The sequence below is a fragment of the endosymbiont of Galathealinum brachiosum genome (assembly GCA_003349885.1).
In the GTDB taxonomy this organism is placed as follows: Bacteria; Pseudomonadota; Gammaproteobacteria; order SZUA-229; family SZUA-229; genus SZUA-229.
On the sequence record QFXC01000013.1, the window covers coordinates 165,458 to 178,840 of the forward strand.

15 protein-coding genes are annotated in these 13,383 nt (G+C 39.8%); 3 read left to right on the forward strand and 12 right to left on the reverse strand.

Annotated elements, in window-relative coordinates; translation table 11 throughout:
- Positions 1–90: 90 nt before the first annotated feature.
- From DIZ80_13625 to DIZ80_13675, 11 genes are all read right to left on the reverse strand, one after another.
- Complete coding sequence (locus DIZ80_13625; protein ID RDH81151.1) at positions 91–837, reverse strand: chemotaxis protein CheZ; 747 nt, start codon at positions 835–837, stop codon at positions 91–93.
- A gap of 16 nt (positions 838–853) precedes the next feature.
- Entirely contained in the window at positions 854–1,246 is a 393-nt protein-coding gene (locus DIZ80_13630) for a chemotaxis protein CheY (GenBank protein ID RDH81152.1), read from the reverse strand.
- A 170-nt stretch (positions 1,247–1,416) separates the two neighbouring features.
- Positions 1,417–2,142: an RNA polymerase sigma factor FliA gene (gene fliA, locus DIZ80_13635; GenBank protein ID RDH81153.1), complete on the reverse strand. Its 726-nt coding sequence runs from the start codon at positions 2,140–2,142 to the stop codon at positions 1,417–1,419.
- A gap of 23 nt (positions 2,143–2,165) precedes the next feature.
- Positions 2,166–3,020: a cobyrinic acid a,c-diamide synthase gene (locus DIZ80_13640; protein RDH81154.1), complete on the reverse strand. Its 855-nt coding sequence runs from the start codon at positions 3,018–3,020 to the stop codon at positions 2,166–2,168.
- Positions 3,021–3,053: 33 nt separating this feature from the next.
- A complete protein-coding gene (gene flhF / locus DIZ80_13645) occupies positions 3,054–4,433 on the reverse strand; it encodes a flagellar biosynthesis protein FlhF (protein ID RDH81155.1) in 1,380 nt (459 codons plus the stop codon).
- 69 nt (positions 4,434–4,502) lie between these two features.
- Positions 4,503–6,584, reverse strand: coding sequence for a flagellar biosynthesis protein FlhA (flhA, locus tag DIZ80_13650; GenBank protein ID RDH81156.1), 2,082 nt, complete (start codon positions 6,582–6,584; stop codon positions 4,503–4,505).
- A gap of 82 nt (positions 6,585–6,666) precedes the next feature.
- A complete protein-coding gene (gene flhB, locus DIZ80_13655; GenBank protein ID RDH81157.1) occupies positions 6,667–7,830 on the reverse strand; it encodes a flagellar biosynthesis protein FlhB in 1,164 nt (387 codons plus the stop codon).
- Positions 7,830–8,609 (reverse strand): flagellar biosynthetic protein FliR, encoded by a 780-nt coding sequence (gene fliR, locus DIZ80_13660; GenBank protein ID RDH81158.1) that lies wholly within the window; start codon positions 8,607–8,609, stop codon positions 7,830–7,832. Before fliR ends, flhB begins: the two co-directional genes overlap by 1 nt.
- 3 nt (positions 8,610–8,612) lie before the next feature.
- Positions 8,613–8,882, reverse strand: coding sequence for a flagellar biosynthetic protein FliQ (gene fliQ / locus DIZ80_13665; GenBank protein ID RDH81159.1), 270 nt, complete (start codon positions 8,880–8,882; stop codon positions 8,613–8,615).
- A gap of 415 nt (positions 8,883–9,297) precedes the next feature.
- Entirely contained in the window at positions 9,298–10,164 is an 867-nt protein-coding gene (locus tag DIZ80_13670; protein ID RDH81160.1) for a hypothetical protein, read from the reverse strand.
- A 53-nt stretch (positions 10,165–10,217) separates the two neighbouring features.
- The gene (locus DIZ80_13675; GenBank protein ID RDH81161.1) at positions 10,218–10,460 is read right to left on the reverse strand and encodes a hypothetical protein; all 243 of its coding nucleotides are present in this window, start codon (positions 10,458–10,460) and stop codon (positions 10,218–10,220) included.
- A 210-nt stretch (positions 10,461–10,670) separates the two neighbouring features.
- On the opposite strand from DIZ80_13675, the gene DIZ80_13680 reads away from it, so the two are divergent.
- From DIZ80_13680 to DIZ80_13690, 3 genes are all read left to right on the forward strand, one after another.
- Positions 10,671–11,459 (forward strand): tRNA cyclic N6-threonylcarbamoyladenosine(37) synthase TcdA, encoded by a 789-nt coding sequence (locus DIZ80_13680; protein RDH81162.1) that lies wholly within the window; start codon positions 10,671–10,673, stop codon positions 11,457–11,459.
- 252 nt (positions 11,460–11,711) lie between these two features.
- Positions 11,712–12,404, forward strand: a complete 693-nt coding sequence (locus DIZ80_13685) for a hypothetical protein (protein ID RDH81163.1) — start codon at positions 11,712–11,714, stop codon at positions 12,402–12,404.
- Positions 12,405–12,523: 119 nt separating this feature from the next.
- Positions 12,524–12,718 (forward strand): hypothetical protein, encoded by a 195-nt coding sequence (locus DIZ80_13690; GenBank protein RDH81164.1) that lies wholly within the window; start codon positions 12,524–12,526, stop codon positions 12,716–12,718.
- Between the two features lie 85 nt (positions 12,719–12,803).
- On the opposite strand, the gene DIZ80_13695 is transcribed toward DIZ80_13690, so the two are convergent.
- Complete coding sequence (locus DIZ80_13695) at positions 12,804–13,358, reverse strand: hypothetical protein (protein RDH81165.1); 555 nt, start codon at positions 13,356–13,358, stop codon at positions 12,804–12,806.
- Positions 13,359–13,383: the final 25 nt, after the last annotated feature.

The following is a 13,383-nucleotide window of genomic DNA, read 5'->3' on the forward strand; positions in this document are numbered from 1 at the left end:
TATTATCGCTAATTACTTAATTGTTCCGCTTACTACGCAGGTTTTTAACACCGAAATGAACCTGTAAAAGTAAGTTTAATAACCACCAGACTAGAAGCCCAGGCTTGCTAACAGGTCATCAACATCATCCTGACCCTTCATAACATCGTCCGAGGTTTCTTTACCTGGAACCTGTGGCCCATCAAGTTTCATTTCTTCTTCCTTCGCCGGCTCTTCCTTCGCTTGCGTTTCACCCTGTATTTTTATTAATTCAACCAGATTCGTTTCAATTTCATCTACCAGATTAATAACCTGACGAATAATTTGCCCTGTTAAATCCTGAAAATCCTGAGCCATTAGTATTTCGGTAAAACCGGAAAGCAATCTGGACATCATCACTTCTGATTCATCAAAGAAAGTTTCTACATCTTTCCCCATAGAACGAAGTTCATCCGCAGATAATTCACGCTTACGAAATTTCTGCCACTGTGCTTTTAAGACCCCGGCTTCTGTCGATAACTTTTCAGCTACCGGACTGCCCTCTTCGATAACTCCCATAGCCGTATTAGCCGCTTTTTCTGTCATTGTAATGACATATTCAAGGCGGTCTTTAGCATCAGGGATATCCGTTTCTGCAAGATCTGAAATACGTGAATCCATTCGGAACTTCATTATAGAATCATGAATATCCCGGGTCATTTTACCCAGTTCCTGAAACAGCTGATTATCTTTAAAAGTGTTTATTTCATCAATCTGGGTTTCGAGCTGCTCATCGCTGGTTTCAGGTGATTCAAGGCTTGCAATCAACTCCTGAGCTTTTTCCAGCAGAAGGTCTCGATTAATAGGCGTTACTTCCATAAAAATTCCTAACCTTCTAAGATGCGTTATCTATACGTTCAAATATTTTATCAATCTTTTCCTTGAGCGTTTGAGCTGTAAAGGGTTTAACGATATAACCATTCACCCCTTCTTGCGCAGCCAGTACAATCTGCTCTTTTTTAGCTTCAGCTGTCACCATTAATACAGGAAGTGTTTTCAATCTTTCATCTGCGCGTACAGCGCGTAACAGATCAATACCTGTCATACCCGGCATATTCCAGTCGGTGACCAGAAAGTCAAAATTACCCGACTGCAACTTGGGAAGCCCGGTATTACCATCATCCGCTTCTTCTGTATTGTTAAAGCCCAGATCTCTAAGCAGATTTTTAATTATTCGCCGCATTGTGGAGAAATCGTCCACAATAAGGATTTTCATATTTTTATCCAAGGCGGATACCCTCAGTGTCTATAGTTTATGTTTACATTGATTCTGGCAGACATTTGAGTTTTTTCCAGTCTGAATTGAAAAAAACTCACTGCAACCAATGACTTATTTACTGTTATTCTATAACTCCATAATGATCAGAAGAATTTTACTAATCCTGATCTATTTTGTAATCATGCAATCCAGTCGCCCATTTTACTACGTATATTTTTAAGTGCCTGACTATGTATCTGGCATACCCTTGATTCCGATATCTCCAGCACCAGGCCTATTTCTTTTAAATTTAATTCTTCATTATAATATAACGACATCACCATTTGTTCCCGCTCGGCAAGTGTCGCAATGACTTCAGCAAGATTTTTTTTAAAACTACTATCCTGCAATATTTCAAATGGCTCACTCTGTGATGACTTAAGTCGACTTTGTTGACCTGGATCATCATCCGTCTGGTCCAGACTAAATATCTGCGCATTTGAACTATCACGCCTGATAGTATGATAATCATCCAGCGAAATTTCCAGCCTGTCAGCAACTTCCTGATCTTTTGCATCACGACCGGTTTCATTTTCTATATCATGGACGGCTTCTCGTACCTGCCGCATTTTTCTGTGTAAGGAACGGGGCGACCAGTCAGCATGACGTACATCATCTAACATAGCACCACGCACACGAATGCCCGCATAGGTTTCAAAACTGGCACCCTGAGAAGGATCGTAATTTTTTGCTGCTTCAATCAGACCGATCATGCCGGACTGAATTAAATCATCCACCTGAACACTGGAAGGTAACCGGGCAACCAGATGATAAGCAATACGCTTTACCAACCCAACGTGCTCAATAATTCGCTGATCACGCTGATCTTTCTGAACCTCTGTATACATGGTATTTGCCGCATTCATTAACAAAGTATAGTCAACTCCTGCTAACCAGCTGCACTAAATTTAATCAGTCTTTCTACAAAAAACTCCAGATGCCCAGAGGCACTTTCAGGAACCGGCCAGGCCATGGCTACTTTAGCCAGCTTTCTGAAAGCCAGCGAAGAGGGGCTCTGCGGATATGACTGCAATACTGCTTTCTGTTTTTTTACTGATTTGACCAGATACTCATCATAAGGAACCGCACCCATAAAGTTTAACGTAACATCAAGATAATAATCGGTTACTCGAATTAACTTTTTAAAGAGCTTAGCCCCTTCCTGCGGATCACGAACTGAGTTGGCCAGTATATTGAATTTATGGACACCATGATCTTCTGACATCACTTTAATCAGGGCATACGCATCCGTTAGAGATGTAGGTTCATTACATACCACAACAAGCACTTCATTCGCTGCTTTTACAAAACTCACTACACCATCAGAAATGCCTGCAGCTGTATCCACTACCAGAACATCCACCGGCATACTTAAATCACTAAATGCTCTAATCACACCCGCATGTTGCCCGGGGCTTAATTCGGACATCATTTGCATGCCTGATGCTGCAGGAATAATATTCAAACCTTCAGGGCCTTTAACAACAACTTCTTCAAGCGTTCGTTCGCCCGAGATAACATGAGATAAATTATATTCAGCACGTAAGCCTAACAATAAATCTACATTTGCCAGACCTAAATCCGCATCCAGCAGTAATACATTTTGCCCTGCTGCGACCATAGCAAGTGACAAATTCACTGAGACATTGGTTTTACCAACCCCTCCTTTGCCACTGCTTACCGCAATTACCTGTACTGGTTTTGTTGACGCCATTCGTCTTATGCCTGCTGCCTGGTCAATCATTAAATAATATGTCTTTAATCTTAAATCGTTAATTTATAAAGGAGCATGGCCTATCGCGTTAGTAAACGCAACAGCCATAAACTCATCATCAATACTTTGTTTATAGCGCTTAGAATGAGCAAGCGTATCATCAACTAATTCTCGTGCCCGCGCTGGTTCTATGTCCTCAGGTACTTTCTGTCCATTACTTACATAAGCGACAGGAAGTCGATGTTTTATAATGGCACTTAATACCCCACCTAAACTGGCTGCTTCATCCAGTTTAGTCAAAATGCAACCCGCCGGACTGGCTTTTTTAAATGCACTTATCACCTCATCCAGTGTGGATATCTGTGCATTTGCCGATAATACAAGATAAGGTTTGATCATAGATGACGGGTGACTTAAATGTGCCAGTTGCTGACTAATATCAATATCACGCTGACTCATGCCTGCGGTATCAATCAGAATTAGTTTCTTATCGTGTAATTTGTGTAATAACTGCTGTAACTCCTGAGCATCATTGGCGGAATGCACCGGTACACCAAGCAAACGACCGTATGTCACTAATTGCTCATGCGCCCCTATTCTATATGTATCAGTACTAATTAATGCCACATGACGTTGCCCGTGTTGCATAGCAAAACGTGCCGCCAGTTTAGCTATGGTTGTGGTTTTACCCACACCTGTTGGGCCAACCATCGCAAAGACGCCCCCCTGATTTAAAATATCATCACCTGCTATCGGTATCTGATGAACCAGTTGCTTTAATGCCGCTTGCATTGCCTGTTCCACATCAATCGAATCATCCAGCCCTTTGGCCAGATATTTACATACGTCCTGACTTAAACCCATTTCAGTTAAACGTTTATACAATGAAACGCGTAATGGGTGTCTGGTAGCCATTTCTTTCCATTCACCCAATACGTGTTGATTTTCAATCATTGCACGCAGTGATTTTAATTCATCACGCATCTCCACCATACTATCAGTGAAAGGAGGCTGCATCTGTACTGGAGGCTGATACAAACCGGCTGCCTGATGAGCTGTATCTTCAGTAAGTTCTGCAACTGCCTCAGTTGTAACGACCTCTTCTACAGGTGCAACTTGCTGGGCAGGTGCCTGCTGTTCAGCAAGCTCACTTATGTGATTAATTGTATCAGGTGCATCAACCGAGTTGAGTTCACTTTGCTGTATTTCTCTTTCAGCTGCAGCTCGCTCATAATAAGCCGCTGCACTATTCGGTTTACTTTCAATCAGCGTTTGATCCAGCGCTTTATTAATTAGACTTTCATCGTAATCACGGGCCGCAAGTATTTCAATTTTTCCATCAACAACCCTGTTAGATAAAATAACAGCATCAGATCCAATTTCTGCTTTTACCAGTCGCATTGCAGTTCGCATATCGTCTGCAACAAATCGTTTTACCTGCATGTTAATTCTCCAACTATTTTATTCTTTTCAATTAACTGACGATTAAGTATCGTTAGTTTTTTCAAATTATTAATCAGCACCAACAGATGCCACTACTTTGATATTTTTATTATCGGGAATTTCGCTATAAGACAAAACATTCAGACCCGCGATAGAATGTTTTACAAGTTGTGATAACCATAAACGTAATGGTGGTGCCACAACTAAAATTGCTGGCTGGTTTGCCATTTCCTGCTGCTCAGCCACCTGCTCAAGTGACTTGAACATTCTTTCAGTTAAACCTGGCTCTACGCCAATTGAACCTTCTGAGGCATTTTGAGCTGACTGCATTAATAACTGCTCAAGCGATGGCTCTAATGTAATAACAGGAAGATCATGTTCCATGCCATTTATTTTTTGAATAATGGATCGACCTAATGCAATTCGAACAATTGCTGTCAGCTCAACTGGATTTTGTGTAAACGCACCATTTTCAGCTAATACTTCTGCAATCGTGCGGATATCTCGAACAGAAACTCCTTCACTTAATAAATTCTGCATCACTTTAACAACCACACTAAGTGGTAGTAATTTAGGCACAAGATCTTCTACCAGCTTAGGTGATTTTAATGCCAGATTATCCAGTAGTTGCTGCACTTCTTCATGACCTAATAATTCCTGAGCATTATCATGGAGTATCTGGTTTAAATGCGTTGCAACAACAGTCGTTGCATCCACTACGGTATAACCCAGAGTTTGTGCATGATCTCGCATACCCGACTCTACCCAGACAGCATCTAAACCATATGCAGGATCTTTACCTGGCATTCCCTGAAGCTGGCCATAAACCTGCCCGGGATTAATCGCCATTTCCCGATCAGGGTGAACTGAACTTTCACCGACAGGAACGCCATTTAAAGTAATACGATATGCGTTTGGACTTAAATCTAAATTGTCACGGATATGTACTGAATGAATAAGGAAACCCAGTTCCTGAGATAATTTTTTGCGTACACCTTTAATGCGATTTAATAACTGTCCATTCTGATTACTATCAACCATAGGAATCAAACCGTAACCTACTTCAAGACCAATTAAATCTACAGGCTGCACATCATCCCATGATAATTCTTTCTGTTCTGGTGCAACCTCAGGCTTTTCTTCTACCTGAACTCGTTGCTGCAATTCTTCTTCCTGTTTATTTTTATCCATCCATTTTGCTGTCATAACTAAAACACCAGCTATGCTTAAAAAGGCAAAGTTTGGCATGCCTGGAATTGAACCCATAATGCCAACAATTCCTGCCGTTACCCATAACACCTTAGTGTTTGAAAACATCTGTTGTTTAACTTTTGTACCCAGATCCTGTCGATTCGAATCACGGGTAATAATGATTGCGGTTGCACTTGAGAGTAACAACGATGGAATTTGTGCAACCAGACCATCACCAATTGTTAATAGCGTATAATTTCTAACCGCATCTGAAAGTGCCATATCATGCTGACCAACACCAATTGCAAAGCCGCCCACAATATTAATGATTAAAATTAAAATGCCTGCTACTGCATCTCCTCGAACAAACTTACTGGCACCATCCATCGAACCATAAAAATCGGCTTCTGCAGCGATTTCTTCACGACGACTTTTTGCCTGTTCCTGATCAATAATACCTGAGTTTAAATCCGCATCGATAGCCATTTGCTTACCGGGCATCGCATCTAAAGTGAATCGTGCACTTACTTCTGAAACTCGACCTGCGCCTTTAGTAACCACTACAAAATTAATAATAACCAGAATGGCAAATACAACTAAACCTACTGCATAATTACCACCGATTACAAATTCACCAAAAGATTCTATTACCTGACCTGCAGCACCGGTACCAGTATGACCTTCCAGTAATACAACTCGTGTAGAGGCCACATTCAAGGCCAGTCTAAATAAAGTTGCAACAAGAATAATCGTCGGGAAAATAACAAAATCTAAAGGTCGCTGCGCATAAACACTCACCAGCACAATCACAATTGAAAGACATATATTAAGTGTGAAAAATAAATCCAGCGCGATGGGAGGCAAAGGTATAATCAACATACCCAGTAATGCAATGACGGCAATCGGAGCCATTAACCCCTGACGCCACATATTTTGAATATTATTTACGACTGCTTCCATCTTCTTTCACTCTTTTGTTACGCTTTTCGAGTTCTATTTACCCACTCGATTGACTGAAAACATTAACTACAGCACACCCGGCTTACGGTTCAAGCGGAGCATCCCCGGGCATATTTACAAACTTTTCAAATTCTTCCGGTATCTCCGTCTCAGGTCGTGACGGTTTTTCGCCGCCATTTTTTTGTACATCCCGTAACTGGAATACGTATGCCAGTACCTGAGCGACCGCTACGTAGAGACCATGGGGTATTTCTCTGCCTATATCAGTAGTGTGATACAAGGCCCGTGCCAAAGGTGGTGATTCGAGCAATAAAATTTCATTTGCACTGGCAACCCTTCGAATATTGGCTGCCACAAGATCAGCCCCTTTCGCCAGCACAAGGGGCGCTCGCATGTTTTCAGGGTCATATTTCAGAGCCACTGCAAAGTGAGTCGGGTTAGTGATTACCACATCTGCATCCGGCACCGAATCCATCATCCGGGCTTCAGCCATCTCACGTTGGGTCTGACGAATTTTTGCTTTAACTTCCGGTTTACCTTCCGTGTCTTTCATCTCATCCTTGACTTCCTGCAAGGTCATCTTCATCTGTTTTTTGTGATCCCAGATCTGAAAAGGCACATCAATCGCTGAAATAATCATCAATGCAATGGTCACCAGTAAAAATGCCCATGTCACCAGCTCACCAGCCTTAACCAGCGCAGGCTTCATCGGCATATTTCCCAGCTCAAGGTAATCACTCATATTGAGTCGGATCACAATCAGTGCGACAGCCGCAACCAGAATGAACTTGCCCATGGTTTTAATTAATTCGACTAAACCTTTAACCGAAAATATTTTTTTCATGCCTTTAATTGGGTCTAGTTTGCTCAGTTTCGGTGTAATGGTTTCAAAACTAAATGCCCAGCCACCAATACTGATAGGTGCAAACAAGGCGCCTACAAACATCAATGCAAAAAATGGTACCAGTAACCAGACACCATCAAGAATGGCAGCATAAAACCAGCGCACCACACCACGCGGGTCAAAAATATCTTCCCGGGCTGGCTGTAAATTACGGCTCATTATTTCACTCAGATCAGACACCATTACATGCCCTATCATGATTAGAGCTGTTGCTGCCAGAGCAATAATAACCATGGTATTAAAGTCACGGGAACGGGCTATCTGGCCTTTCTTTTTGGCATCTTCTATTTTTTTCTGGGTGGGTTCTTCGGAGCGTTCCTGCCCTGACTCTGACTCAGCCATTAACGCATCTCCATAATTTCAGTAATAGACTCAAAACTATCCATTAACATTTGTGTAAATAGAGAAAAGACACTTGGCAAAGTTGCAGCCAGGAATATAAAGCCCAGTAATATCATTAAAGGAAAACCTACGGCAAAAATATTAAGCTGAGGTGCTGCACGGGTGATAACCCCCATTGAAATATTAACAACCAATAATGCAGTTACCGCAGGCAATGCAACCATCAAACCACCAACAAACATCTGACTGGCCCAGTTTGCTACCGCTTTCATAGCCGGCAATGACAAGCCTGTTTCAGCAATGGGTAATATTTCAAAACTACGCACCATTAGTTGAATAAGTAAAAGATGACCATTTAAAATAACAAAAAGTAAGGTAGCCATAACGACAAAAAACTGGGATATAACAGGAACCTGCACACCATTTGCAGGGTCTACCATTCGTGCAAAACCTAAACCCATTCCATTTGCAATAGCCTCACCCGCTATAACTAACGACTGAAATACCATTTGAATAATAAGGCCGGTGGCGACACCAATTAGAATCTGGTGAAATAAAATACCTGCAGCTGAAAATGAAATCGGGTCTACTGCAGGAACCTGAGGAATTAAAGGAACCGTTAAAAAACTAACAGCCACTGCCATCGTAATACGAATACGCACAGGCATCATACGAGCACCGAACACAGGAGCTGCCATCATCATTGCGCCTATACGCACAAAAGGCCAGAAAAAACTTCCTAGCCAGATTGCAATTTGTTCCGTGGTGAGCACTAACATAAGCTAACCCAGTTTTGAGGGGATTTCACTTATAAGAGTATGGGTAAAATCTACAATGGTACTGAGCATATAAGGGCCAAATATTAGTAAAGCCACAACCAGAATGCCCAGTTTAGGAATAAAACTCAACGTCATTTCATTGATCTGAGTTGCAGCCTGAAACATACCTACAAGCAAACCCACCGTTAATGCTGACAGCAACAAAGGCGCTGCAAGACTTATTGCAACCCATAAAGTCTGACTTGCTAGCTGCATTACCATATCTTGAGTCATATTTACTCCCGACGTTTTTTTGACTAAAACCTACTATTAGGAGATAGGTTGCAGGATAGGTGCCAAGCTTGATGGATGAGTTAGGATCAATGCTAATAAAGCAATTTATAATTACGGCTATTAGCAATAAGTAGATATAAATCGGACTAAATTACTGATGAATGTAAACGCTGCTGTGAAACATTCCCCTCGGGGACAGAGCATCTTTCCAGCTCTGTCCCCTTAAGCCATACCACCAGGAGCTGACAGTATAGAGAGCCAACGCGATAATACTCTTGATGGCATCAGCAAGGGGACGGAGCACAAAAAGCGCGGTCCATCCCCAGTGAATATGAGTATTAACTGAGCAAAAAAACAATCTGTAAATCAAACTGAATGTATGTCTGTTTCAGGGCAATTGCAAGCATTCCATTTATCACACAGACAATATATCAATCATTTTAGATCTATATTTTTTCGCCTCAACAGAATCGCTTCCGAGTGATTTGAGCAACAACACCATGGTTTTGGCAGGAAGATTATCCTGATACGTTGCATCCATTTTTAACATTTCTAATAACTGATCCAGTGCATCTGTCAGATGATTATTTAATGCGTCCATGGCAACTAACTGGTATATCAAATCAAGGTTATTATTATCCGATTTGATATCAGCATTTAACTGATCAATATCTTTAACCTTAGCAGCGGCCACCTGAAGTTTGGAATGCGTTAAAAGGCTAATCATCTCTTCATTATTTTTCACAACCGAGGACTGGGTTTTAATATATTGTTCCATCTCTTCAAAACGCGACTCGCGGTACATTAGTTTAATAATAGAAGTGGCTATTCGTGGATTTTCAGGATCAGATAACTGCAATTTTTTTAACTCTTCAATTGCCTCATCCGGTTTATTGTCATTATACATTCTGACAGATTCAACCAGTAAGGTATCAGATGATCTGGGCAAATGACGGGACAATAAGTTACGGATACTGCGTTCTGATTCAGCACCATGCATTACATCAACTACTTGCTGATTATGAAATATTTGCAATGTGGGCACACTTACAATACCCAGCTCCTGTTGTGCAAATGATTTATATTTATCTGTATTTACATTTACGAGTAAAAAGCGCCCTTCGTACTCTTTAACCAGAAATTCAAGCGTTGGCCAGAGTTTCATACATGGGCCTGCATTTTGACTCCAGTAATTTACCATTACAGGACCTCGAACAGAATTTCCTAACACCAGTTCATTAAAATTTTCAGGAGTTGCATCAAAGATGAAGTTATTTGTCATTAGTCATTAGTCATTAGTCGTTAGTCGTTAGTCGTTAGTCGTTAGTCAAAAGATTATTTTTCTATTATTGCTGCTTGTTGAATTTTATCCAGCCTTATTTTATCTGTTATTTTAGAATCAACAATTAAATATTCCGCTTTATTTATTATCTGTAATTTCTGAGGAATTAAACTCTCAGATTGAATCATCCCCTGCTCTGTCATCCACTTTACCCTCAGCCTTTTATTATGCATTATGGCAATTTCATAAATATCATAATCTGCACATGCTATTGGTATATATGGCTTATCAGGCATTTTCTATCTCAGTTAGAAGCACAATATGAGTTTAACCTAAGAATAACATTAATATTCCACACCAATCACGAGCTCAAGCTAACGTCAATACTGATATTTAAGGTTATTTGATTATAATCAAATAGATAGAGAGCACGACACAATACCTGCAAAAGCCTTATACTTACGACTTACGACTTACGACTTACGACTTACGACTTACGATTAAAAATGAGCGACTACGAAAACCGATTCGGCGGCATATCCCGCCTCTATGGCCAGCAGGCTTTTAATATTCTCCAACATTCACACTTCTGCGTAATCGGAATAGGGGGTGTCGGGTCCTGGGCAGCTGAATCTCTTGCACGTACAGGTATAGGGCAAATCACGTTAATTGACCATGATGATATTGCAGCCAGCAATATTAACCGCCAAATACATTCATTAAGTAATACGATTAATGAGTCAAAAGTTGAAACAATGGCATCAAGAATCAAACAAATCAATCCTGAATGTAAGGTCAATATTATTGATGATTTTATTACAAAGACAAACTGTCAAAAATACCTACAACAAAATTATGATTATGTAATTGACGCTATCGATAGCATTATATTTAAGTGCGCTATTATTTATTATTGTAAACGCAACAAAATCCCCATTATCACAACAGGTGGTGCAGGTGGCTTAACCGACCCCACCATGATCACGATTTCTGATTTATCTAAAACATGGAATGATCCGCTGGCCGCAAAAGTCCGCTCCGAATTACGATATCATTACAATTACACCAGAAACCCAAAACGTCTATTTGGTATCAAATGTGTTTATTCGACTCAACAACAACAATATCCTAAAGATGACGGGGGGGTTGATTACGCAAAACCGGGGGTTAAAGGGGTACATCTGGATTGTGAACTTGGTTTTGGTTCTTCTACACACGTTACAGCAACATTTGGTTTTATTGCTGCCGCAAAAGCTATCGAGGATCACCTAAAAAAGAAAACTGCAAAATCATAAAAATTATGGAATGTATTAAATTTAAGCAAATGACCTTAAAGCACTACCCGTTCGAAGTATTAATTAGCCATATATAATCAAATCACTGTGATTAACTTCACACACTTCAAATATCACAATTATCACAAGAACTATAGTCTATATTACATATCATACAGTTATCTTATCGCTTGTAGTTATGATTTCTCAATCAATAGAGATGCATAAAATTAAGAAAAACCACTAATAAATAATATTTTAAAGGGTATATTTATGTGCAGTAATAATGGTTGCAACAGTCAACGTCGTCATTTTCTAATTAAATCTTTAACTGGAGGGGCTTTAGCAGCAACTTCTACAATGTTGCCACTATCTGCATGGTCATTAAGCAACATACCTAAAGACCTATTACCGGGAAAGTCTGTTTTTGATTTTCGCGGCGATGTCAAAGTAGATGGCCACAAAGTAAACCCGTTTACATTTGTTACCAGCAAATCCACTATTGAAACGGGAAGAAACAGCCATATTATTTTTGCTGTTGGCGAAGATGCATTTGTATTACGAAGTGACAGCAAAATGGAATTAACAGGTGATATTGATTTTTTATCCGGAATTCGCATTATTAGTGGCAAATTGCTTTCCGTATTTGGAAAAAGACCCGAAAAAAAACAACTTACGCTTAATACACAAACAGCAACAATAGGCATTCGGGGTACAGGGGTATACATAGAAGCCGAAGAAGAAAAAACATATGCCTGTTGCTGTTATGGTTCTATTGAAACAAGTGCTACAAGTACAGATGAAACTGAAACCGTAGTATCAACTCATCATGCGCCCAAATATATTTACAAAGAACCTCAGAATGGTAAATGCATCATCGAAACTGGGATGTTAAATCATACCGATGTTGAGCTGGCATTATTAGAGGCTCTGGTAAAACGCAAAGTACCTGAGAGCTTTTTTTAAATTACTACAACTTTCCATTCATCATTTAGTTAAAACACAGTATAAGGAAATACATGAAGTCTATTCTTACAATATTTTTATTTTCCTGCGTTATATTATCATGCTCATCAGGTAAGAACATGACATCAGGGGAAAGAAGTGATTATAATTACAGACAAATTCAATTCCACGAAAGACACTCTAAAGAGTTAGAAGAAATGGGAATGGATACCTCTTCTGAAATTCATTATGAGCGGGCTCAAGCTATAAGAAAAGAAGAAAACAAAAATACTGACTCATTTTTTATTAATCTATTCGAAGCGTTATTTTTCTAACCACGAATAACCTCAAGTAACACCTTCACCCCCATAAAGATAAGCCGAGATTTCCTCTTCGTTTCGGGCACTTAATTAAATCCTGTTAAAACATCAACAAAAGACTTATATAGGTTTCACTTAAATCATCTATTGTGACAATATCTGTAGAACCTGTTATTTCTGTTTCTATACTAGTTGGGCGCAAACGATAACCGGCCTCCAGCATTAAATTATTATTAATAAAAACAATACCACCAAGCTGAACACCATAAACAGCACCAAGCGCACCATCACTTGCACTTGAATCACTAAATGTTTGTAACGCACCACCTAATGCAGCTCCGCCAAAAAAACTTATTTGTGGGCTTACCGGAACGAGATAATCAGCAGAAAAAATCAGCTCTGTTATATCAAATGTATCGTAAGTAACATAACTCAATGTACTATTAAATCGATATTTCTTTTTATAATACTTATCAAGATACAAACCTAAACCACTACCACTGTCTGAGAAAGACCCCGCATTGGTTCCAGTCACTTCGATATCAACATTTTGATTGATAAAAGCGATACCAAAGATAGTATTATCAAAAAAGCCTTCTGCATTGGCTTTTGTAGATAACAACAAGATAAAGAATATGGCACATATATTTTTCATTTTTATTCCAGCTATATTAATTATT